This is a genomic window from Parasphingorhabdus sp. DH2-15, from assembly GCF_051668705.1.
Classification (GTDB): domain Bacteria; phylum Pseudomonadota; class Alphaproteobacteria; order Sphingomonadales; family Sphingomonadaceae; genus Alterisphingorhabdus.
This window is the reverse complement of the sequence record NZ_CP196351.1, coordinates 1,852,738-1,875,165: the sequence shown is the minus strand read 5'-3', so window position 1 is coordinate 1,875,165 and position 22,428 is coordinate 1,852,738. Positions and strand designations below refer to the sequence as shown.

The 22,428-nt window shown below is 50.5% G+C and carries 31 protein-coding genes; 29 read left to right on the top strand and 2 right to left on the bottom strand.

Features of this window, described 5'->3' with window-relative positions; genetic code table 11:
• Window positions 1-130 precede the first annotated feature (130 nt).
• The 29 genes from fusA (at window position 131) to rimK (ending at window position 19,503) form a co-directional block, all read left to right on the top strand.
• Entirely contained in the window at window positions 131-2,224 is a 2,094-nt protein-coding gene (gene fusA, locus ACR9YC_RS08795; RefSeq protein ID WP_438726451.1) for an elongation factor G, read from the top strand.
• Between the two features lie 156 nt (window positions 2,225-2,380).
• Entirely contained in the window at window positions 2,381-3,571 is a 1,191-nt protein-coding gene (gene tuf / locus ACR9YC_RS08790) for an elongation factor Tu (RefSeq protein WP_438726448.1), read from the top strand.
• 147 nt (window positions 3,572-3,718) lie between these two features.
• Window positions 3,719-4,030 (top strand): 30S ribosomal protein S10, encoded by a 312-nt coding sequence (rpsJ, locus tag ACR9YC_RS08785; protein WP_222989363.1) that lies wholly within the window; start codon window positions 3,719-3,721, stop codon window positions 4,028-4,030.
• Window positions 4,031-4,264: 234 nt separating this feature from the next.
• Entirely contained in the window at window positions 4,265-5,020 is a 756-nt protein-coding gene (gene rplC / locus ACR9YC_RS08780; protein ID WP_438726443.1) for a 50S ribosomal protein L3, read from the top strand.
• A 3-nt stretch (window positions 5,021-5,023) separates the two neighbouring features.
• On the top strand, window positions 5,024-5,662 hold the full coding sequence (gene rplD / locus ACR9YC_RS08775; RefSeq protein ID WP_438726442.1) for a 50S ribosomal protein L4: 639 nt from the start codon (window positions 5,024-5,026) through the stop codon (window positions 5,660-5,662).
• Complete coding sequence (locus ACR9YC_RS08770) at window positions 5,655-5,966, top strand: 50S ribosomal protein L23 (RefSeq protein ID WP_438726439.1); 312 nt, start codon at window positions 5,655-5,657, stop codon at window positions 5,964-5,966. Before rplD ends, ACR9YC_RS08770 begins: the two co-directional genes overlap by 8 nt.
• Window positions 5,967-5,982: 16 nt before the next feature.
• The gene (rplB, locus tag ACR9YC_RS08765; protein ID WP_438726436.1) at window positions 5,983-6,819 is read left to right on the top strand and encodes a 50S ribosomal protein L2; all 837 of its coding nucleotides are present in this window, start codon (window positions 5,983-5,985) and stop codon (window positions 6,817-6,819) included.
• Between the two features lie 3 nt (window positions 6,820-6,822).
• Entirely contained in the window at window positions 6,823-7,098 is a 276-nt protein-coding gene (rpsS, locus tag ACR9YC_RS08760; protein WP_438726432.1) for a 30S ribosomal protein S19, read from the top strand.
• Entirely contained in the window at window positions 7,098-7,481 is a 384-nt protein-coding gene (rplV, locus tag ACR9YC_RS08755) for a 50S ribosomal protein L22 (protein WP_438726430.1), read from the top strand. Before rpsS ends, rplV begins: the two co-directional genes overlap by 1 nt.
• Before the next feature lie 3 nt (window positions 7,482-7,484).
• Window positions 7,485-8,180, top strand: coding sequence for a 30S ribosomal protein S3 (gene rpsC, locus ACR9YC_RS08750; RefSeq protein ID WP_438726428.1), 696 nt, complete (start codon window positions 7,485-7,487; stop codon window positions 8,178-8,180).
• Window positions 8,181-8,215: 35 nt separating this feature from the next.
• The gene (gene rplP, locus ACR9YC_RS08745; protein WP_438726425.1) at window positions 8,216-8,647 is read left to right on the top strand and encodes a 50S ribosomal protein L16; all 432 of its coding nucleotides are present in this window, start codon (window positions 8,216-8,218) and stop codon (window positions 8,645-8,647) included.
• A gap of 3 nt (window positions 8,648-8,650) precedes the next feature.
• Complete coding sequence (gene rpmC, locus ACR9YC_RS08740) at window positions 8,651-8,860, top strand: 50S ribosomal protein L29 (RefSeq protein ID WP_438726422.1); 210 nt, start codon at window positions 8,651-8,653, stop codon at window positions 8,858-8,860.
• Between the two features lie 12 nt (window positions 8,861-8,872).
• Window positions 8,873-9,160: a 30S ribosomal protein S17 gene (rpsQ, locus tag ACR9YC_RS08735; protein WP_438726420.1), complete on the top strand. Its 288-nt coding sequence runs from the start codon at window positions 8,873-8,875 to the stop codon at window positions 9,158-9,160.
• Between the two features lie 61 nt (window positions 9,161-9,221).
• Window positions 9,222-9,590: a 50S ribosomal protein L14 gene (gene rplN, locus ACR9YC_RS08730; RefSeq protein WP_438726418.1), complete on the top strand. Its 369-nt coding sequence runs from the start codon at window positions 9,222-9,224 to the stop codon at window positions 9,588-9,590.
• 2 nt (window positions 9,591-9,592) lie between these two features.
• The gene (gene rplX / locus ACR9YC_RS08725; protein ID WP_438726416.1) at window positions 9,593-9,913 is read left to right on the top strand and encodes a 50S ribosomal protein L24; all 321 of its coding nucleotides are present in this window, start codon (window positions 9,593-9,595) and stop codon (window positions 9,911-9,913) included.
• The gene (gene rplE, locus ACR9YC_RS08720; RefSeq protein WP_438726414.1) at window positions 9,906-10,484 is read left to right on the top strand and encodes a 50S ribosomal protein L5; all 579 of its coding nucleotides are present in this window, start codon (window positions 9,906-9,908) and stop codon (window positions 10,482-10,484) included. Before rplX ends, rplE begins: the two co-directional genes overlap by 8 nt.
• A 51-nt stretch (window positions 10,485-10,535) precedes the next feature.
• Window positions 10,536-10,841, top strand: coding sequence for a 30S ribosomal protein S14 (gene rpsN, locus ACR9YC_RS08715; RefSeq protein ID WP_438726411.1), 306 nt, complete (start codon window positions 10,536-10,538; stop codon window positions 10,839-10,841).
• A 10-nt stretch (window positions 10,842-10,851) separates the two neighbouring features.
• Entirely contained in the window at window positions 10,852-11,247 is a 396-nt protein-coding gene (rpsH, locus tag ACR9YC_RS08710) for a 30S ribosomal protein S8 (RefSeq protein WP_438726409.1), read from the top strand.
• A 2-nt stretch (window positions 11,248-11,249) separates the two neighbouring features.
• On the top strand, window positions 11,250-11,783 hold the full coding sequence (gene rplF / locus ACR9YC_RS08705) for a 50S ribosomal protein L6 (protein ID WP_438726407.1): 534 nt from the start codon (window positions 11,250-11,252) through the stop codon (window positions 11,781-11,783).
• Window positions 11,784-11,786: 3 nt separating this feature from the next.
• On the top strand, window positions 11,787-12,137 hold the full coding sequence (rplR, locus tag ACR9YC_RS08700; protein ID WP_438726404.1) for a 50S ribosomal protein L18: 351 nt from the start codon (window positions 11,787-11,789) through the stop codon (window positions 12,135-12,137).
• A gap of 2 nt (window positions 12,138-12,139) precedes the next feature.
• On the top strand, window positions 12,140-12,850 hold the full coding sequence (gene rpsE, locus ACR9YC_RS08695) for a 30S ribosomal protein S5 (protein ID WP_438731728.1): 711 nt from the start codon (window positions 12,140-12,142) through the stop codon (window positions 12,848-12,850).
• 19 nt (window positions 12,851-12,869) lie between these two features.
• Complete coding sequence (gene rpmD, locus ACR9YC_RS08690) at window positions 12,870-13,061, top strand: 50S ribosomal protein L30 (RefSeq protein ID WP_438726401.1); 192 nt, start codon at window positions 12,870-12,872, stop codon at window positions 13,059-13,061.
• A 70-nt stretch (window positions 13,062-13,131) separates the two neighbouring features.
• Window positions 13,132-13,617 (top strand): 50S ribosomal protein L15, encoded by a 486-nt coding sequence (rplO, locus tag ACR9YC_RS08685; protein WP_438726399.1) that lies wholly within the window; start codon window positions 13,132-13,134, stop codon window positions 13,615-13,617.
• A gap of 140 nt (window positions 13,618-13,757) precedes the next feature.
• Window positions 13,758-15,125: a preprotein translocase subunit SecY gene (secY, locus tag ACR9YC_RS08680; RefSeq protein WP_438726396.1), complete on the top strand. Its 1,368-nt coding sequence runs from the start codon at window positions 13,758-13,760 to the stop codon at window positions 15,123-15,125.
• Window positions 15,126-15,170: 45 nt separating this feature from the next.
• Window positions 15,171-15,818, top strand: coding sequence for an adenylate kinase (locus ACR9YC_RS08675; RefSeq protein ID WP_438726394.1), 648 nt, complete (start codon window positions 15,171-15,173; stop codon window positions 15,816-15,818).
• Window positions 15,819-15,860: 42 nt separating this feature from the next.
• The gene (locus ACR9YC_RS08670) at window positions 15,861-16,523 is read left to right on the top strand and encodes an SRPBCC family protein (RefSeq protein WP_438726391.1); all 663 of its coding nucleotides are present in this window, start codon (window positions 15,861-15,863) and stop codon (window positions 16,521-16,523) included.
• A gap of 176 nt (window positions 16,524-16,699) precedes the next feature.
• Window positions 16,700-18,055, top strand: a complete 1,356-nt coding sequence (gene gdhA / locus ACR9YC_RS08665; protein WP_438726388.1) for an NADP-specific glutamate dehydrogenase — start codon at window positions 16,700-16,702, stop codon at window positions 18,053-18,055.
• 54 nt (window positions 18,056-18,109) lie between these two features.
• Window positions 18,110-18,601 (top strand): ATP-dependent zinc protease family protein, encoded by a 492-nt coding sequence (locus ACR9YC_RS08660; protein WP_438726385.1) that lies wholly within the window; start codon window positions 18,110-18,112, stop codon window positions 18,599-18,601.
• Window positions 18,598-19,503, top strand: a complete 906-nt coding sequence (rimK, locus tag ACR9YC_RS08655; protein WP_438726383.1) for a 30S ribosomal protein S6--L-glutamate ligase — start codon at window positions 18,598-18,600, stop codon at window positions 19,501-19,503. Before ACR9YC_RS08660 ends, rimK begins: the two co-directional genes overlap by 4 nt.
• A gap of 38 nt (window positions 19,504-19,541) precedes the next feature.
• Here rimK and ACR9YC_RS08650 read toward each other — a convergent pair whose 3' ends face one another.
• Window positions 19,542-20,606 carry a succinylglutamate desuccinylase/aspartoacylase family protein gene (locus ACR9YC_RS08650; protein ID WP_438726380.1) on the bottom strand — a complete coding sequence of 355 codons (1,065 nt, stop codon included), beginning with the start codon at window positions 20,604-20,606 and terminating at the stop codon, window positions 19,542-19,544.
• Window positions 20,606-22,399 (bottom strand): cation:proton antiporter domain-containing protein, encoded by a 1,794-nt coding sequence (locus tag ACR9YC_RS08645; protein ID WP_438726378.1) that lies wholly within the window; start codon window positions 22,397-22,399, stop codon window positions 20,606-20,608. The genes ACR9YC_RS08650 and ACR9YC_RS08645 overlap by 1 nt, the downstream gene beginning before the upstream one ends.
• Window positions 22,400-22,428: the final 29 nt, after the last annotated feature.

Genomic DNA, 22,428 nt, shown 5'->3' with positions numbered 1-22,428 from the left:
GCTTATAAATTAAAATGCAAAGGGGCTGGTCATCGCTGGTCCCTTTGCGTATATCGCCCACGAAATTTGGTCCGTTTGTTGGATTGATTTTAAGGCATCACATTCTGAGCCCCTTTTTGGAGTATTGATCATGGCACGTAGCCATCCATTAGACAGATATCGTAATATCGGCATTATGGCCCATATCGACGCCGGTAAAACGACGACGACCGAGCGTATTCTTTATTACACCGGTAAATCATACAAGATCGGCGAAGTGCATGACGGCGCTGCGACGATGGATTGGATGGAGCAGGAGCAAGAGCGCGGCATCACCATTACATCGGCTGCCACGACATGTTTCTGGAATGCTGAGGATCGCAAAGGCCCTGAGCACCGGATCAACATTATTGATACGCCTGGCCACGTTGACTTCACTATTGAAGTTGAGCGTTCGCTGCGTGTGCTTGATGGTGCGGTAGCATGTTTTGATGGCGTTGCTGGCGTTGAACCGCAATCGGAAACGGTGTGGCGCCAGGCTGACAAGTATAAAGTTCCACGTATGTGCTTCATCAATAAGCTGGACCGTACCGGCGCAGATTTCAAATTCTGCGTACAGTCGATCATTGATCGTCTGGGTGCGACGCCTGCTGTTTTGTATTTGCCCATCGGTCTGGAAGCGGATCTGGTTGGTCTTGTCGATCTGGTCAATGAGCGTTCGATCGTTTGGAAAGATGAAAGCCTTGGCGCTGAATTCGAATATGGTGAAATTCCTGCAGATATGGCTGATGAAGCCGCTGAATATCGCGAAAAACTGATTGAGCTTGCGGTTGAGCAAGATGATGATGTGATGGAAGCATATCTTGAGGGCAATATGCCTGATGCGGCCACACTCAAATCATTGATCCGCAAGGGTACGCTGAATCAAAGTTTTGTTCCGGTATGTTGCGGCAGCGCCTTTAAAAACAAAGGGGTTCAGCCTTTGCTCGACGCTGTTGTTGACTATATGCCTAGCCCGCTGGATGTTCCGGCTATTGATGGCGTTCTGTTGGACGGTGAGACAAAAGAAACACGTCCTTCCAGCGATGATGAGCCCTTCTCTGCGCTGGCATTTAAGGTGATGAACGATCCATTTGTTGGTTCTTTGACTTTCGCCCGTATCTATTCGGGCAAGCTGGAAAAGGGCACATTGCTCAATTCTGTGAAAGATAAGAAAGAGAAGATTGGCCGTATTTTGGAAATGCACTCCAATGACCGTAAGGACATTGAAGAGGCATTTGCTGGCGATATTGTTGCTTTGGCTGGCATGAAAACCACGACCACGGGTGACACATTGTGCGATACAGCCAAACCCATCATTCTTGAGCGTATGGAATTCCCGGATCCGGTTATCGAATTGTCGGTTGAGCCGAAAACAAAGGCTGACCAAGAGAAAATGGGCGTCGCCCTTAATCGCCTGGCTGCTGAAGATCCATCATTCCGTGTGACCACAGATCATGAATCTGGTCAGACGATCATTAAGGGTATGGGTGAACTTCACCTCGACATCTTGGTTGATCGTATGAAGCGCGAATTCAAAGTGGAGGCCAATGTTGGTGCGCCGCAGGTGGCCTATCGTGAATCACTCGGTAAAGCTGTTGACCTTGATTACACGCACAAAAAGCAATCGGGCGGTTCAGGTCAGTTTGCGCGCGTTAAATTCGAAGTTACTCCAGGTGAGCGCGGTCAGGGCATTAACTTCACTGACGAAGTTAAAGGCGGTAATATACCGAAAGAATATATGCCGGCCCTTGAAAAAGGTATGCGCGAAAGTGCAGAGACTGGTTCGCTTATCGGCTTCCCGATCATCGACTTTGACATTCGTGTCTATGATGGTGCGTATCACGATGTTGACTCCTCGGCCTTGGCCTTTGAGATCGCTGGCCGTGCTGCGATGCGTGAAGCTGCTCAGAAGTCCGGAATTCAGTTGCTTGAGCCTGTTATGAAGGTTGAAGTTACGACGCCGGAAGATTATCTGGGTGATGTTATCGGTGACTTGAACAGTCGTCGTGGACAAATTCAGGGCACAGACACACGCGGTAATGCGCAGATTGTCGATGCCATGGTGCCATTGGCAAATATGTTTGGCTATGTGAACGAGCTGCGTTCATTCACACAAGGCCGCGCTCAATACTCGATGCAGTTCTCGCATTATGAGCCGGTGCCAAACAATGTCGCTGACGAATTGAAGGAAAAAATGGCCTAATAGCCATTAGCAAGATCAAGGCGCTCTGCACTTATTTCGCATAACCAGCACGTCCTTTTGGGCATAGTTATGAGAAAGGGTGTTGACAGATACAGATAGTCTCGCCAAAGCGCCCCGCAGACTGTCGTAAGATAGATTAATTGAAGGTAGGAAATTATGGCTAAAGCAAAGTTTGAGCGGAACAAGCCGCACTGTAACATTGGTACCATTGGACATGTTGACCATGGTAAAACAACTCTGACCGCAGCGATCACGAAAGTTCTCGCTGAATCCAGCGGTGGTGAAGCCGTTGATTTCGCTAACATCGATAAAGCGCCTGAAGAGCGTGAGCGTGGCATCACCATTTCAACGGCTCACGTTGAGTATGAGACCGAAGCACGTCACTATGCGCACGTTGATTGCCCAGGACACGCTGACTATGTGAAAAACATGATCACCGGTGCTGCGCAAATGGATGGCGCTATCCTGGTTGTTAACGCAGCTGATGGCCCAATGCCACAAACTCGTGAGCACATCCTGCTTGCGCGTCAGGTTGGCGTTCCTGCACTGGTTGTCTTCATGAACAAAGTTGACCAAGTCGACGATGAAGAACTGCTTGAGTTGGTTGAGCTGGAAATTCGTGAACTGCTCAGTGAATATGACTTCCCGGGTGATGATATTCCTGTGGTATCTGGTTCAGCTTTGGCTGCTCTGGAAGGCCGTGACGACAATATCGGTAAAGAGAAAATTCTTGAACTGATGGCTGCCGTTGATGAGTCTATCCCACAGCCTGATCGTCCAGTTGACAAAGACTTCCTGATGCCAGTTGAGGACGTGTTCTCAATCTCTGGTCGTGGTACAGTTGTTACCGGCCGTGTTGAAACCGGTATCGTCAATGTTGGCGACGAAGTTGAAATCGTTGGTATCAAAGACACAACCAAAACAACCGTTACTGGTGTTGAAATGTTCCGTAAGCTGCTCGACTCGGGTGAAGCTGGCGATAACATTGGCGCGCTGATCCGCGGTGTTGGTCGTGAAGAAGTTGAGCGTGGTCAGGTTCTTTGTAAGCCTGGTTCTGTTACGCCGCACACGGAGTTTGATGCAGAAGTTTATGTTCTGTCAAAAGACGAAGGTGGACGTCACACACCATTTTTCGCCAACTATCGTCCACAGTTCTACTTCCGTACAACTGACGTGACCGGCGAAGTTATTCTGCCAGAAGGTACCGAGATGGTAATGCCTGGTGATAACGTAACAATCGGTGTTAAACTGATCGCTCCTATCGCAATGGACTCAGGTCTGCGCTTCGCTATTCGTGAAGGTGGCCGGACTGTTGGTTCAGGGGTTGTCAGCAACATCAAAGCCTAATATAGGCTCGTCTCCGCTGTGATGATTTGATTCGCAGCAACAATATTCGCAGGCCGCCCTGTTACCCCGGGCACATAATCGGGGATTATGGGGCGGCTTGTTTTTGGCTCTTTTACATTCGCTTCGGCGACATCGGTAGTTGGATTTATGGAAACGCAGAATATTCGCATTCGCCTGAAGGCTTTTGACCATCGGGTACTCGACCAGGCAACTGGTGACATTGCAGATACGGCACGCCGTACTGGAGCTCTTATTCGCGGTCCTATTCCTCTACCAACGCGTATTGAGAAATTTACCGTGAACCGCGGTCCGCACATTGACAAAAAATCGCGCGAGCAGTTTGAAGTTCGCACTTATAAGCGGTTGCTGGATATCGTGCAGCCTACACCACAGACTGTTGATGCTTTGATGAAGCTCGATCTGGCTGCTGGTGTAAATGTTGAGATTAAGCTGGCCTAACAGCTTTGCTTGCCCTATAGGCGAGCATGAAATTGGGATACCGCCGGGTTTCTGCCCTTTTTGCAGAAATTATCCGGGTCTGAGTCCCCCGTCTTGCTTTGCATTTACTGCGAGGTTCTTGGCCCGGACGGGGCGCTCATTAAAATCTAGGGTCATATCGCCGCTGGTGCATTTGCATTGGTAATATTGTCACGCCCACCGGAAGACCGGCGGGCCTCTGTTAGGAGAATGGTCATGCGCACTGGTGTGATCGCTAAAAAAGTCGGGATGACACGGCTGTTTCAGGATGACGGGCGGCATGTGCCGGTAACCGTTCTATCGCTGGAAGGTTGTCAGGTTGTTTCGGTCAAAGATTCAGACCGTGACGGTTATGTCGCGGTGCAATTGGGTGCTGGTACAGCCAAGCCCAAAAACGTTAAAAAGCCACAGCGTGAGCATTTTGCGAAAGCCGAAGTTGCTGCGAAGCAATTAATGGCTGAATTTCGTGTTGCTGATGATGCAATCCTTGATGTGGGTGCGCAGCTTTCTGCGGATCACTATGTTGCTGGTCAAATGGTAGACATTACTGGCCACACACAGGGTAAGGGCTTTGCTGGCGCTATGAAGCGTTGGGGTTTTGGTGGTCTGCGTGCGACGCACGGTGTGTCACTATCTCACCGTTCGCATGGTTCGACAGGTAACCGTCAGGATCCAGGTAAAGTTTTCAAAAACAAGAAAATGGCCGGCCATATGGGTAACCGTCAACGGACCCAGCAAAATCTTGAGGTTGTTCGCACTGATGAAGCGCGTGGCCTGATTTTCGTTAAAGGTTCTGTGCCTGGTTCAAAGGGTGGTTGGCTGATGGTCAATGACGCTGTGAAAATTTCGCGTCCTGATGATGCGCCATATCCAGCGGGCATCATTAAAGCAGCGGCGCCTGTCGATGCTCCGGCTGATACACCTGCAAAAGAAACGCCAGCAGTTGAAACTGCTGAAGGGCAGGAGGGCTAAGTCATGAAATTGAAAGTCAAAGCTCTTGAAGGCAAGGCGCCAAGCGGTGCTAAAGCTGATATAGAATTGAATGAAGCTGTGTTTGGCGTAGAGCCACGTGCTGATATTCTGCACCGTGTTGTTACATGGCAGCTTGAAAATCGTCGTGGAACAGCGCGTGCGGCACGTGAGCGTTCCGATGTGGCGCGTACCGGTAAGAAGTTTGGTCGCCAAAAAGGTGGCGGTACTGCTCGTCATGGTGATCGCCGTGCACCTATCTTTATTGGTGGTGGTAAAGCACATGGTCCGCGCAAGCGTGACTTTGAGCAATCACTGAACAAAAAGATCCGTGCGCTGGGCCTGAAAATGGCGCTTTCTGATAAAGCGAAAAACGACAATCTGGTTGTTGTTGATAGCTTTGATCTGAAAGAGGCGAAAACACAGGCTCTTAAGGGTCAGCTTGATAAGCTGGGTCTTGGCAAAACTGCTCTTTTCGTTGACGGTGATGCGGTTGCGGACGGTTTCAAAAAGGCGTCGTCCAATCTGGTTGGTGTTAATGCAATGCCAGCAGCTGGTGCCAATGTTTACGACATTATGAAACACGACACGCTGGTGCTAACGCGCTCGGCGGTTGAAAAACTGGAGGCGCGTTTCAATGGCTAAGAAGCAAGAAATCGATCCGCGTCATTATGACGTGATTGTTGCTCCTCACATTACTGAGAAGGCAACATTGCTCAGCGAAAACAATGCTGTTGTTTTCAAAGTAGCGAACACGGCCAGCAAGCCTGACATCAAAGCCGCTGTTGAAGCAGTTTATGGCGTTAAGGTCGCGAAAGTGAACACGCTGGTACAAAAAGGCAAAGCCAAGAAATGGCGCGGACGTCCTTATCGTCGTTCCGACATTAAAAAAGCGGTTGTCACGCTGGCTGAAGGCCAGAACATAGACATTACCACAACCGTTAATTGAGGACTGGAAAGAGACTATGGCATTAAAATCCTATAATCCTACCAGTCCCGGCCGTCGTGGCCTTGTACTGGTTGACAAAACCGACCTTTGGAAAGGTGCTCCGGTTAAAACGCTTGTTGAGGGCAAGCGCAAGACTGGTGGACGCAATAACAAAGGCCATGTGACATCACGCGGTATCGCTGGTGGCCATAAGCAGAAATATCGTAAGGTCGACTTTAAGCGTCGCAAATTTGATGTTGCTGGTACTGTTGAGCGTTTGGAATATGATCCTAACCGTTCAGCTTTTATCGCGCTCATCAAATATGAAGATGGCGAATTGGCCTACATTCTGGCTCCGCAGCGTCTTGCTGAAGGTGAGACGGTTGTTTCTGGTGAGAAAGTTGACGTGAAGCCTGGTAACGCCATGTTGCTGAGCCAAATGCCGATTGGTACCATCATCCACAATATTGAGATGAAGCCAGGCAAGGGTGGTCAAATCGCTCGCGCCGCTGGTACATATGCTCAGTTGGTTGGTCGTGACCGCGGTATGGTTATTGTTCGTCTCAACTCAGGTGAGCAGCGTTATATTCGCGGTGATTGCATGGGTACTGTTGGTGCGGTGTCAAACCCTGACAACAGCAACCAGACCTTTGCAAAAGCTGGTCGTACCCGTTGGAAAGGCCGTCGCCCACTGACACGTGGTGTTGCTAAAAACCCTGTCGATCACCCTCATGGTGGTGGTGAAGGCCGTACATCGGGTGGTCGTCATCCAGTTACGCCATGGGGTAAGCCGACCAAAGGTGCACGTACTCGTAATAACAAGCGTACCGATAATATGATTATCCGGTCACGCCACGCGAAGAAGAAGAGGTAAGTCATGGCACGTTCCGTCTGGAAAGGACCATTTGTCGAGCTCAGCCTTTTGAAAAAGGCCGAGGAAGCGCAAGAGGCCGGTGGTCGTACACCGATCAAAACTTGGTCGCGTCGGTCAACTGTTTTGCCACAGTTTATCGGGCTTACCTTCAATGTTTATAATGGTCACAAATTCGTTCCTGTTTCAGTGAGCGAAGACATGGTCGGCCACAAGCTGGGTGAATTTGCGCCGACGCGCACATATTACGGCCATGCTGCAGACAAAAAGGGCAAGAAATAATGGGCAAGCAATCCGCACCACGCCGGGTTGGCGAGCGCGAGGCGCTGGCTGTAGGCACCACTATTCGCGGCTCTGCGCAGAAACTTAATCTGGTTGCACAGCTTATCCGCGGCAAAAAGGTTGAAGATGCGCTGAACGTGCTGAGCTTTTCCAAAAAGGGAATGGCTGTTGAAGCGCGCAAGGTTCTGGCTTCTGCCATTGCTAACGCAGAGAATAATCACAATCTGGATGTCGATAGTTTGATCGTATCGGAAGCCAGTGTTGGTAAAGCTATCACCATGAAGCGCTTTACCACGCGTGCTCGTGGTCGTTCTAGCCGCATTTTGAAACCATTCAGTCGTTTGCGCATCGTTGTGCGCGAGCATGATGAAGAGGAGGCGTAAGCCATGGGTCAGAAGAGTAATCCGATAGGCCTGCGCCTGCAGATTAACCGGACATGGGATAGTCGCTGGTATGCAGAGGGCAATGAATATGCCGGCCTGCTGAACGAAGATATTAAAATCCGTAAGTTCATCATGAAAACACTGCCACAGGCAGCGATTTCTAAAGTTGTGATCGAGCGTCCGGCCAAATTGTGCCGCGTTTCTGTCTATGCTGCACGTCCTGGTGTTATCATCGGTAAAAAAGGTGCTGACATTGAGAAGCTGCGCAAGAAACTGGAATCAATGACCAGCAGTGAAGTTAAGCTGAACATTGTGGAAATCCGTAAGCCTGAAGTTGATGCCAAATTGGTAGCGCAAGGCATTGCTGATCAGCTGATCCGCCGTGTTGCTTTCCGTCGTGCCATGAAGCGCGCTGTGCAATCTGCTCTGCGTCTTGGTGCTGAAGGCATTAAAATTACCTGCGGCGGCCGTTTGGGCGGTGCAGAAATTGCCCGGGTTGAGTGGTATCGTGAAGGCCGTGTTCCATTGCACACATTGCGTGCCAATGTTGACTATGCCGAGCATGAAGCGCTGACTGCTTACGGCATTATCGGTATCAAAGTGTGGATCTTCAAAGGTGAGATTTTGGGTCATGACCCAATGGCTCAAGACCGTTTGATGATGGAAGCACAAACATCGGGCGTTCGTCCAGCACGCTGATGCGGGCCGGATCAACATTAGTAGGATAGAGCATCATGCTGCAACCGAAGAAAACAAAATATCGCAAGGCCTTTAAGGGCCGGATCAGTGGCAATGCCCCTGGTGGCACGACATTGAATTTTGGTTCATATGGCCTGAAGGCCCTTGAGCCAGAGCGTATTACCTCACGTCAGATTGAGGCTGCGCGTCGTGCGATTACACGTCACATCCGTCGTCAAGGACGTTTGTGGATCCGTGTATTCCCTGATGTGCCGGTTTCGAAAAAACCTGCAGAAGTACGTCAGGGTAAAGGTAAGGGTTCTGTTGAATATTGGGCGGCCAAAGTGAAGCCGGGCCGTATTCTTTTCGAACTGGACGGTGTGCCTGGTCCATTGGCTGCTGTCGCTTTTGAACGTGCGGCAATGAAATTGCCGATCAAAACCAAGGTCGTGGCCCGCTTAGGCGACACGTCGCACCTGGAGGGTTAAGAGATGAGCCAAGTTGAAGATCTGCGCACCAAGACTGATGATGAATTGTCGGACGAGCTGGGCCAATTGAAAAAAGAGGCGTTTAACCTGCGTTTTCAAGCCGCGACCAACCAGTTGGAAAAGCCATCGCGTATGCGTGAAGTGCGCCGCACGATCGCACAGATAAAAACACTGCAAGGCGAGCGTTCACGCGCTGCCGCAGCGCAGGCATAAGGAAGCTACGCAATGCCAAAACGTGTACTCACAGGAACAGTGGTTTCTGATAAAACCGACAAGACCGTCGTGGTCAGTGTCGAGCGTAAGGTGAAACACCCTCTTTACGGAAAGATTATCCGTCGCTCGAAAAAATATCATGCCCATGATGAAGAGAACAGCTTCAAAGCGGGTGAAGTGGTCCGTATTGAAGAAACACGCCCGATTTCGAAATTGAAAACGTGGAAAGTACTCGATCGGATTGGTGGTACTGCCGAAGTTGATGTGCAGGACACAGCATCCGAAGTTGAAGCGGGTTAAGTTATTTTGAGCGGAACTGCTGGAGATATTCCAGTAAGCCAGGAAAGAAGGAACCGGATCTATGATCCAGATGCAATCAAATCTTGAGGTCGCTGATAACAGCGGTGCAAAGCGCGTTCAGTGCATCAAGGTGCTGGGCGGCTCTAAGCGTCGTTTTGCCAGCGTTGGCGACATTATTGTGGTGTCTGTCAAAGAAGCCGCGCCGCGCGGTCGTGTTAAAAAGGGTGATGTTCACCGTGCTGTTATCGTTCGTACTGCGAAAGATGTGCGCCGCGCGGATGGTACCGTTATCCGTTTTGACAGTAACGCAGCTGTGTTGGTCAACAAAAGCGATGAGCCAATCGGCACACGTATTTTTGGCCCCGTGGTTCGCGAATTGCGCGCCAAAAAGCATATGAAAATTATCAGCCTTGCTCCGGAGGTGCTCTAACCATGGGAATGGCGAAGATCAAAAAGGGTGACGAGGTCGTCGTCCTGTCCGGTAAGGACAAAGGTAAGACCGGCAATGTCACGCAAGTGATGCCGAAGGATGGCAAAGTGATTGTGTCTGGCGTCAATATGATTGCTCGTCACCGCAAGCCAACCCAGCAAAACCCACAAGGCGGCATTGACCGTTATGAAGCGCCAATGGCGATTTCAAAAGTGGCTGTTGCTGATCCTAAAGACGGCAAAGCAACCCGTGTTCGTATCGAAGAAAAAGACGGTAAGAAAGTCCGGGTAGCAGTGAAATCCGGGGAGGTTATCGATGGCTGAAGCTAAGTATACGCCGCGTATGCGCACCCGTTATGACGACGTCGTCGTTAAGGGCATGCAAGAGAAATTTGGTTACAAAAACCACATGGAAATCCCACGCATCGAAAAGATCGTGATTAACATGGGTGTTGGCGAAGCGAGTCAGGACAAGAAAAAAGTAGCGACAGCTGCGGCCGAGATGGAAAAAATCGCTGGTCAAAAGCCTGTCATTACCAAAGCCAAAAAGTCCATCGCCAGCTTTAAGCTGCGTGAAGGTATGCCGATTGGTTGTAAAGTCACACTGCGCAAAGAGCGTATGTATGAATTTCTTGACCGTTTTGTGACCATCGCAATGCCTCGCATTCGTGACTTTCGTGGTTTGAACCCGAAAAGCTTTGATGGCCGCGGCAATTATGCAATGGGCTTGAAAGAGCAAATCGTATTTCCCGAAATCAGCTATGACTCCATCGATACGGTGCGTGGCATGGATGTGATTGTTACCACCACCGCGAAGACGGATGAAGAGGCGCTTGAATTGTTGCGCTTGTTCGGTTTCCCGTTCCCGCAGGAAGAAGAGCAGCAAGCCGCATAAGCGGACCTGTTGCATCATCTGAAATTTTTTGAAGGAAGGTGAACTTAAGTCATGGCGAAACTGAGTTCGATTAACAAAAACGAAAAGCGCAAGAAGCTGGTAAAGAAATATGCCGGCCAATATGCGAAATATAAAGCGATTGCTGCGGATACGTCATTGGACGAATCTGAGCGTTTGATCGCGCGTCTGAAAATGGCGGAAATTCCCCGTAACGGCAACCCGACACGTGTTCGCAATCGCTGCAACACCACTGGTCGCCCACGTGGATATTATCGCAAATTCGGCCTGTGCCGTATCGAGCTGCGTAATCTGGCCAACCGTGGCCTGATTCCCGGTGTAACAAAGTCAAGCTGGTAAGGATTAGAACATGGCTATGACCGATCCTTTGGGTGATATGCTCACCCGTATCCGCAACGGCCAACAGGCCAAGAAAGACAGCGTTGTTTCGCCGTCTTCCAAATTGCGCGCACGTGTCCTCGATGTTCTGCAACGTGAAGGCTACATTCGTGGCTATAGCGAAGAAGAGCTAGGCCGCCATAAAGGCCTGCGGATTGAACTGAAATATTTTGAAGGCGAGCCTGCGATTAAATCGGTTGCGCGCGTCTCCAAGCCGGGCCGCCGTGTTTACAGTGGTTCACAAGAATTGCCGACCGTTCGTAACGGTTTGGGCATCACCATCGTCTCGACACCAAAGGGCGTGCTTTCAGATAATGAAGCGCGTGACCAGAATGTCGGCGGCGAGGTTCTCGCGGAGGTATTCTGATTATGTCACGTATTGGCAAAAAAGCAGTATCTATGCCCGCTGGAGTTAGCGCGAATATCGCTGACGGCGTTTTGGCAGTCAAAGGCCCTAAGGGTCAATTGACCATGCCAATGTCCGATGACATCTCTTATGAGATTGAAGGCGAAGGCGTGCTGGTAAAGCCGGCAAATGAAACAAAGCGTGCGCGCGCCTTTTGGGGTATGCAACGCACATTGGTGCAAAATCTGGTGACTGGCGTAACCGAAGGTTTTTCCAAAGTATTGGAAATTAACGGTGTTGGTTATCGTGCCAAAGTTCAGGGCAAAACGCTGAATATGCAGCTTGGTTATAGCCACGATGTAGACTTTGCGATCCCCGAAGGCATCGACATCAAAACGCCTGATCAGACCACCATTGAAATATCCGGTATGGATAAGCAGCAGGTTGGTCAGGTCGCGGCTGAGATCCGTCGCTGGCGTAAACCAGAGCCTTATAAAGGCAAAGGCATCAAATATCGCGGCGAGTATATCTTCCGCAAAGAAGGAAAGAAGAAGTAAGCCATGGCGAAACTTTCTTTATTCGAAAAACGCCGTCAGCGTGTCCGCACAATGCTTCGCAAGCAAGGTGGTGGCCGTGCGCGTTTGTCAGTTCATCGTACTGGCCGTCATATTTATGCGCAAATCATTGATGACGCTGCGGGTACAACATTGGCTTCTGCCTCTTCGCTTGAAAAAGGCGCAAAGAGCGCGGGTGCAACCTGTGAAGCGGCTGCGAAAGTTGGCAAAAGCATTGCTGCTGCTGCCAAGAAAGCAGGTGTCACAACGGTCGTGTTCGATCGTGGCGGTTTCTTATATCATGGTCGCGTCAAGGCGCTGGCTGATGCCGCACGTGAAGGCGGATTGGAGTTTTGATGATGGCAGATGAAGTAAACACAAGCGAAGCAGCCGCCAATCAGAGCGCTGAACAAGCTGCACCGGCAGCACCTACAGAGAATAAGCCTCGCGGTAATCGCGGTGGTGGTCGTGGCGGCAATGATCGCGGTGGCCGTGGTCGTCGCAACGATCGCAACAAGCGTGACGAAGACAAGGGTGATGACCTGATTGAAAAGCTGGTCCACATCAACCGTGTTTCTAAGACGGTTAAAGGTGGTAAGCGTTTCGGTTTCGCCGCTCTCGTTGTCGTTGGTGACGGAACAGGCCGTGTCGGTTTTGGTCATGGTAAGGCGCGCGAAGTGCCTGAAGCTATTACCAAAGCAACCGCTGCTGCTAAAAAGAAGATGATCCGCGTTCCTTTGAAAGAAGGCCGCACATTGCACCATGATGGTAATGGCCGTTTCGGTGCTGGCAAGGTGACCGTTCGTTCAGCGCCTCCAGGAACCGGCATCATCGCAGGTGGCCCAATGCGTGCTGTTTTCGAGAGCCTGGGCGTTGCCGATGTTGTTACCAAATCTGTTGGTACATCAAATCCTTACAACATGATCCGGGCCACTTTTGAGGCACTGGGTGAACAGACCAGCCCCAAATCGGTTGCACAGCGTCGTGGCAAGAAAGTCACTGATTTGTTGGGCCGTGGTGGTGCTAGCGAAGCAGAAGCGAAAGCCGATGCCGAAGCACTGGTCGAATAACAGTCTGGAGTAATTTGGCATGGCGAAAGCTGCTACAAAAACAGTGAAGATAAAGCAGATAGGGTCACCTATCCGCCGTCCAGCCTCACAGCGCAAAACGCTGATTGGTCTCGGACTGAACAAAATGCATAAGACGGTTGAGCTCGAAGATACCCCGGCAATTCGTGGTATGATCAAAAGCGTCAGCCACATGGTCGAAATCGTCGAATAAAGAGATAGAGAGGGCAGGTTATCCAACCTTTCCTCTTTATGTGCGACTAAAGCGAGAGCGAGTACACAATATGAAACTCAATGAAATCAAAGATAATGAAGGCGCACGCAAAGTCCGTCTTCGCGTTGGCCGCGGCATTGGTTCCGGCAAAGGCAAAACCGCTGGACGTGGCCAAAAGGGTCAAAAAAGTCGTTCCGGTGTAGCCATTAAAGGCTTTGAAGGCGGCCAAATGCCACTTCACATGCGTATGCCAAAACGTGGATTTAACAATCCGTTCGGCAAAGACTATGCTGAAGTAAATCTTGGCATGATCCAGAAAATGATCGACGCTGGCAAACTTGATGCCAAAGGCAAAATTGACCATGCGACTCTAAAAGCTGCTGGTCTGGCACGTGGCGGTAAAGACGGTGTACGTCTGCTGGCCAAAGGCGAGCTCACCACCAAGAAAGTTAGCTTTGTTGTTGCCGGCGCATCTAAAGGCGCACTTGCTGCTGTTGAAAAAGCAGGCGGTAGCGTTGAAGTTCTGGTAAAAAAAGCAAAAGCTGACGCGGAATAAGCCTTATGGCTTGTCATATCGGGCAGTTATGCCGATATGGTGTTTTGTAGTGATGTGAACGCGGCTCTATGCCATATTCATTTCAATAGAATGCATCATATCGGTGCCAACTGCACCGGTCGATAAAAGAGGTAATGTCCATGGCATCGCGTGCCGATAGTCCCGCTGCAAATTTCAGTCTTGCAAAGTTCTCGCAAGCGACAGAATTGCGCAACCGTATCTGGTTCACTCTTGGCGCTCTCGTCATTTTTCGTCTTCTCAGCTATGTACCATTGCCAGGAATTAACCCCTCGGCATTGGCCGAACTCGCTGAACAGACACAGGGCGGCGTTACCGATATTTTCAACGCTTTCTCTGGTGGCTCGCTTGAACGGATGAGCCTGATTGCACTGGGCGTTATGCCCTATATTACTGCGTCCATTGTCGTTCAACTCGGCGCGGCTTTGTCACCTACGCTTGCTGCCATCAAGAAAGAGGGCGAAAGCGGACGCAAGAAACTTAACCAATATACGCGCTATGGCACGGTTGGCCTGACGATGGTTCAGGGCTATTTTATTGCGCAAGGTCTAGAGACGTTCGCATCTTCTCAGGGCATTGCTGCCGTGGTGGAGCCGGGCCTGACATTCCGCATTGGTGCCGTGATCTCTCTGGTTGGCGGTACAATGTTCCTTATGTGGCTGGGTGAACAGATCACTAGCCGCGGTATCGGCAATGGTATCTCGCTTATCATTATGGCAGGCATTGTTTCGCAAATGCCGACATTTGTCTCGCAAATGTTTAGTCAGGGTCAAGAAGGCACAATTCCGGCATATCTGATTATCGGCATCATTGTGATGATTATCGGTCTGATTTTCTTCATTTGCTTCATGGAACGCGCTCAACGGCGCGTATTGATCCAATATCCCAAGCGCGCACAACAGCGTGGTGGTATGCAGGCAGAGCGCTCTCACTTGCCGCTTAAAATCAATACTGCAGGCGTTATTCCGCCAATTTTCGCATCATCATTGCTTTTGGCGCCGCTGACTGTTTCACAATTTGCTGGCAACAATGTCGATACCAGCAGCACATGGGGCACCATCCTGCAGTGGCTCAACCAAACATTGCAACATGGTGAGCCAGTTTACATGACGCTATATGCGATTGGCATTATCTTCTTCTGCTTCTTCTACACCGCAGTTGTGTTCAACCCTGAAGAAACGGCGGATAATCTGAAGCGCAATGGCGGCTTTATACCGGGCATCCGTCCGGGCAAAAATACTGCGACCTATTTGGACTATGTCCTGACGCGTATCACGGTTGTCGGTGCTGCGTATCTCGCCTTTGTGTGTGTATTACCAGAATATGTGATTGCTCAGACCGGCATTCCGCTTTTCTTCCTTGGCGGCACAAGTCTGCTGATCGTTGTGAATGTAACTGTGGATACTGTCACCCAAATACAGAGCCATTTGCTGGCGCATCAATATGGTGACCTTATCAAAAAGGCGAAGCTCAAAGGACGGATTCGGTAATCCTGACCGTTTGAACTGGCCCATAGTCGAATAGGGGTAGCATAGGTGAATATCATTCTGTTGGGGCCTCCGGGCGCAGGTAAGGGCACACAGGCACAATTTCTGGTTGAAGACCGAAATATGGTGCAATTGTCCACGGGTGATATGCTTCGCTCTGCAGTTAAAGAGGGCACACCGGTCGGCTTAAAGGCCAAAGCTGTAATGGATGCAGGGCAATTGGTCTCTGATGAGATTGTTTCTGCATTAATTGGTGACGCTTTGGATAAGCTGGATACTGATACCGGCGTTATTTTTGATGGCTATCCCAGAACAGCTGCGCAAGCAGAATCGCTTGATGAATTGCTGGCGACACGCAATCGTTCATTGCAGCATGTTATAGAGCTGGACGTTGATGTTGATGCATTGATTGAGCGGATCACTGGGCGTTTTACATGCGCTAATTGTGGTGAAGGCTATCACGACACATTCAAAACGCCGGCAAAAGACGGTGTTTGTGACAAATGCGATGGGACGGAATTTAAGCGTCGGCCCGATGATAATGCAGAGACAGTGCGTAAACGGATGGAAGAGTATCGCGGCAAAACTGCTCCGATTCTTCCCATTTATGACAAGCGCAACATAGTTACGCGTGTCGATGGCATGGCGGATATGGCTAGCGTTCGCGCTGAAGTTGCGAAGGTTCTCGACAGCTAGAGCGCATATGCATATTGTCTCGACGACCGAGTGGAGGACGATATGAATCGATTATATAGCATTGCAAGATTGTCAGTAATGGCATTGACGGGGACGGCAGTCTTTGCCGTGAGCCCTGCCAGCGCTGAGATTGCAAAGCAGGACGATAATGGCTTTTTCATCACGCATGAAGTTGATGTCACCACTAGCCCTGATGAAAGCTATGAGATGCTGCGTGCCCCAGCAAAATGGTGGTCTGCGCAGCATAGCTGGACAGGTGACGCGCAGAATTTCTACATGGATGCGCAAGCAACTGGATGCTTTTGCGAACTTATTCCCGCATCAAAAGAAGGCGGGCCGCGCGGCAGTGTCGAGCATATGCGCATCGTTTATGCTGAACCTGGAAAAAGGCTACGTCTCACCGGCGGCCTTGGCCCCTTACAGGCTGAAGCTGTACAGGGCAGTTTGACAATCTCGCTCAAGCCCAATGCTAACGGTACGACCATTAGATTTGAATATGTCGTTGGCGGCTATATGCGTTTTCCTGTCGAGCAAATTGCGCCAGCAGTCGATACTGTCATTGGCGAACAGGTCAGCCGTTTGGGCGAGGTTTTGGGTGTCGCTGAAGAACCTTTGATCGGCGATGACGATGCAGATTTTAAAACACCTATTGTCGAAGAACCTGCGGGTCCGCCAGAAAGCGCCGAAGACGAGGGTGAGGATTAGTCAACCCGACACATCTAACGATATCTACAAAATAGAGAAAATTTCGCTATTTTTTTTGGCAAAAATAGCTAGATTTGCAATCTGTGCAGCGAGTCACACTTGGTCGCTAAACTTACATTATGGGTCGCGGCAAGGTACATGCTTTTGTACCATTATTCCTATTGGGGGAGAATATTATGGCCGTTACCGATCATGTTGATCTTGATACTTTTATCGAAGGCGTAAAACGCCGCAATCCAGGGCAGCCTGAATTTGTGCAGGCCGTGCATGAGGTTGCGCAAGATATCTATGAATTTATCGGTGATAAGGAGCAATATCACTCCGCACAGATTTTGCGCCGTATTGCAGAGCCTGACCGTGTTGTGTCTTTCCGTGTTTGTTGGGAAGATGATAACCATAATATCCGTGTTCAACGTGGTTGGCGAGTCCAGAACAACAATGCGATTGGGCCATATAAAGGCGGTATCCGTTTCCACCCCAGCGTCACCGAAAGTGTGTTGAAGTTTCTTGCCTTTGAACAGACCTTCAAAAACTCGCTGACCGGACTGCCTATGGGCGGCGGCAAAGGTGGCTCCAACTTCAACCCTAAAGGCAAGTCTGATGCAGAGGTTATGCGCTTCTGTCAGTCGTTCATGACCGAATTATACCGTCATATTGGACCAGATACGGATGTCCCTGCTGGTGATATTGGTGTGGGTGGCCGTGAAATTGGTTATATGTTTGGCCAATATAAACGCATTACCAATCGCTGGGAAGGCGTGCTGACAGGCAAGGGTATAGAATATGGCGGTTCGCAAATGCGACCTGAGGCCACGGGCTATGGCGCGGTCTATTTCCTGCAAAATATGCTGAAGCATCAAGACGATGCTGTAGATGGGAAAACCGCGATTATTTCCGGCTCTGGAAATGTTGCAACCCATGCCGCAGAGAAGATCACGCAACTGGGCGGCAAAGTGCTGACATTGTCAGACAGTGGCGGTTTCATTCATGACCCTGATGGCATTGATCAGGATAAGATTGACTGGATCAAGCACCTTAAAACCGTAAAGCGCGGCCGGATCAGCGAATATTGCGATGAGTTTTCCGGTGCCAGCTATCATGAAGGGGAACGCCCTTGGAGCGTCAAGGCTGATCTAGCATTGCCCTGTGCCACGCAAAATGAACTGGATGGCGACGAGGCCAAGGCCATGGTCGATAATGGCGTGATGGCTGTTTCAGAAGGCGCAAATATGCCAACCACTTTGGAAGGCGTAAAAGTCTTTCATGATGCGAAAATCATGTATGGCCCCGGCAAAGCAGCCAATGCAGGTGGCGTAGCTGTATCCGGTCTGGAAATGAGCCAAAATGCCGAACGGATTAGTTGGGATCAGGAACGGCTTGGCAATATGCTGACCGATCTGATGGAAGGCATTCATGAAAAGTGCGTCGAATATGGCAAGGCAGATGGCGGCTATGTTGATTATGTCAAAGGTGCCAATATTGCCGGCTTCAAAAAAGTCGCTGATGCGATGTTGGCCTATGGCGTTGTCTGATCCTATCGCTCCTGCTATACCCGTTTATTGTTATGATATGGTAGGGCAGGGCAAATGATCGCTCCATCGGCGCAGGTGCATGCGAAACCGGTAAAGCCGCGCAAAAGCAAAGCGGCCATAACGATTGGCTGGGCTGAATATATTGATCTGCCGGATCTGGGGCTGACAGGCATAAAGGCGAAAATTGACACTGGTGCAGCGACATCATCATTGCACGCGACACGGATCACGCCGTTTGAGAAGGATGGGCAGACATGGGTGGAATTCTGGTCGCGCGCACAAAAGGGTGAGCGGGCTAAGCGGTTCCGTGCGCCTTTGCACAGCCAGCGCAAAATCAAAAGTTCAAATGGCTTAAGTGAATCCCGCTATGTCATAGAAACCCAGATTATATTGGGTGAGACAAGCTGGCTTGGCTATATAACGCTTGCTAATCGCAGCAATATGGCGTTTCCCATGTTAATAGGTCGCCGCGCCCTGCGCAGAGGCTTTCTGGTAAATTGTGCGCGCCGCTATGTACTGGAGCGCAAAGTGGAGAGCGACCAATGAAAATTGCCATGTTAGCGCGTAACGCGAACCTTTATTCGCATAAAAGGCTGGTGGAAGCTGCGAAGGAGAGGGGCCACAGCCTCGATATTCTCAACACTTTGCGTTGTACTATGAGCATTACTTCGCATCGGCCCACCGTATTATATGAGGGTCAGACGCTGACGGGTTATGACGCGGTCATTCCGCGCATCGGTGCCTCGATCACACAATATGGTCTGGCCGTGCTGCGCCAATTTGAGATGATGGGCGTTTGGCCATTGAACGAGAGTGTGGCGATTGGCCGCAGCAGGGATAAATTGCGCTCCATGCAGATATTCGCCAAACATGGTCTGGGGCTGCCAGTCACCGCTTTTGCGCATGACCCGAAGCAGACCGAAGAGGTGATGAAAATCGTTGGCGGCGCGCCGGTTGTCATCAAATTGACCGAAGGTACGCAGGGTATTGGCGTGGTGCTGGGTGAAACCGATAAATCGGCGAAGTCAGTGATAGAGGCGTTTCGCGGCGTTAATGTGAATATCTTGGTGCAGGAATTTATCAAAGAGGCCGGATCAAGCGATCTACGTATCTTCGTTGTGGGCGGCAAAGTGGTTGCCTCCATGATGCGCACTGGCGCGCCAGATGATTTCCGTTCCAATCTGCACCGCGGCGGCAGCGCGAAATCGATTAAAATTACTCCTGAAGAGCGCTCAACAGCAGTGCGGGCGGCAAAAGTCATGGGGTTGAATGTTGCTGGTGTCGATTTGCTGCGGGCCAATCATGGACCAGTGATTATGGAGGTTAACTCCTCACCTGGCCTAGAAGGCATAGAAAATGCCACTGGTGTGAAAGTCGCAGACAAGATTATCGAATTTATCGAGAATAATTACCAGCCCGGCAAAACCAAAACGCGTGGCAAAGGCTAGGTCGATAGGGGGTTTAGCTAATAGCTTAGCCTCATAGATTAGAGCAGCTCATCCTCGTCGAGCATATGCTGTTCATATTGCGGTTGATCGGGGTCTAATGCCGATTGCATAATGGTTTGCACGCGCTCTTGCGCGGTTTCAGGCTGGTTGATTTCAGCGATATGGAACAATGCATCCCCCTGATTGACCACGGGCAGGGTAGCATGGCCGATGATAAGGCCATCATAAGGCGCGGTCAAAGCTTCAGGCTCTTCACCCAAAACATCTGTGACCAGCGCCAGCACATCGCCTGCGGCAACAAAATCACCTGATTTATAGAGCCTTTTGGTGATGCCGCCGCGCGGTGCGCGCAGCCAGTTTGTTTTTCTTGCATGGGCTGGCTTGGCCTGATTAGGCTCAACAATATCTTGCGGCAACATTTCTAAAGCGGCCAACACGCGCAATATGCCAGCAGCGCCAATTTGCACCGAGAAACGGTCAAAGCGTTTCGCTTCTCCGGTTTCTAACAGCAATATATCCACTTTACGCTGACTCGCTATTTCGCGCATGGAACCGGGCCGCAATGGTGATTCAATAATGGCGGGCGGCCCAAATGCCTCGGCCAAGCTCTTGAGTTTTTCTGACCCAGCTGCATGGCGAATTTGCGGCAAGTTATAACGATGCTCAGCAGCGGAATGGATATCGATGCCCATATCGCAGCGCTCTAAAACCTCAGTCAGAAATATATGCGCCAATTGACCAGCTAAAGAGAATTTTGGCCCACCCGGAAAAGACCGGTTTAAATCTCGCCGATCAGGCAGATAGCGACTGCGCGCCATAAAACCATAAATATTAACAGTGGGCGCAATGATGAGGGTGCCAGAGAGAATGTGCGGTTCAAGCAGCGGCATGATCTCACGAATAATCGCGGTGCCGATAATCTCATCACCATGGATGGCGGCGCTGATGAAAAATACCGGCCCGGGCTTTGCACCATGTATTATGCGCAAATTCAGAGAGGCTTCTATGCCAGATGCCAATGCGCTGACGGGTAGTGCAACATTACCGACACTGCCGGGGCTGATAATATGCCCTGCAATGGCGAAGTCTTGACCAGCGGCCATTAGCTATCGCGCTTATATTGAGAGAAGGGCACGCTTGAACCAGTGCTGGATTTTAGCTTTGGCCGGCTTGTCAAATCGCCCTCACTCATAATCAGGTCGCGCATCTCATCGCGTTTTTCATGAATTGACGCGATGATTGGGCCCATGGGGACTCCCACACGTTCCAGCACAGCTTCGGATAATTGCAATGAGCTTTCCAATGTCTCAGGCACAGCAAGCGTGGCACCTGCACGATAGAGATCAGAGGCATTGCCGGTATCTCGCGCACGCGCAATAATGGGCAAGTCAGGCAACCATCCGCGAACTTTACTGACCAATCGCGCAGACAATATGGGCTCGTCCATTGTGATGATCAGGGACTTTGCATGGCCCAGTCGCAACCGATCCACAATCTCTGCATGCGACACATCGCCATAAATGACATTAAAGCCGCGTCGCTGCGCACTGGCGACAGTGTCTATATCGGATTCCACTGCAACATACGCCTGACCGTGTTTTTGCAGCATCTCTGCAACCATCACGCCGACGCGGCCAAACCCGAAGATCACGCTGCGCTCTGCATCAGTTTCTTCAATCAAGCCAGTATCATAACCCGCCATTTCAACACGCCGTGCGGCAATGTGGCCAGCACGTGCCAGCAAGGGCGTTATGGTCAGACCAATGGCGGTCACAATCTGCCAAAATTGTGCCGTTGATGCATTGATGAGTTGTGCCTGTGCGGCCGCAGCCAACACGATCAATGTTGTTTCAGACGGGCTGGCCATCAGCATCCCTGCCTCAGCGGCGGTTCCTCGGGCAGCGCCGGCAAAGCGCAGAAGCGAACCGGTTACTAATGCTTTGACGATGACAACGCCGGTAACCGCCAGACTGAGCTCAAACCAGTTTGCCACAATAACGCGCAGATCAATGCTCATGCCAATAGTGATCAGAAAAACACCCAGCGCCAGCCCCTTAAACGGCGCGGTAATGACTTCCACTTCATCCTGATACTCGGTCTCTGCAATCAATAAGCCAGCAAGCAATGCCCCCACAATGGGTGAAAGCCCGACCGCAGCCGTAGCCAGGCTGGCGATAATGACGACCAATAGGCTGGCTGCCAGAAAGAGTTCCGGACTTTTTGTGCGCGCGGCTTGCGCGAAAAGGCGTGGCAGGGCGATGCGTCCGAAAACGAGCAAGACCGCTATCACCAACCCGCCTTGCCACAAAATGGTCGCTAGCCCGGATAGGCCATCAGATTCAGCATAGGGCGCCAATGCACCCAGCAGGAAGATGATGGGAATGATGGCAATGTCTTCAAACAGCAACATAGAAAGCGCTGCTTTACCGACAGGAGATGACGTTCCCGACATGGGCAGAACTAATGCCGTTGAAGACAGTGCAAGAGCAAGACCCAAACCAATTGCGCCGTCCCATCTTTGCCCATAGGCATAAAGTGCAAAGCCAATCAGTAAGGCGGATAGCAGCAATTCACCTGCGCCAACGCCGAAGACGAGCTTACGTAATGACCATAGACGTTTGAAAGACAGTTCCAGCCCAATGGTAAACAGCAATAATATGATGCCAAATTCAGCATAAGGGGCAATGCGTTCTGTATCGGAAATTGTGATATGGGAAAGCCACGGATAGTCTGTAGCCAAAGACCCAAGGCCTGCAGGCCCAACTAGGATACCAACAAGGATGAAACCGATAATAGGGGTTATTCTAAACCGCGCAAAAGCAGGTATAACCAATCCGGCAGCGCCAAGCACCACCAGAGCATCAGACATGCCTTCTATTTGAAAATCACCAGCCATAAATGTTCATTGCCGCAAAGCAGAACACA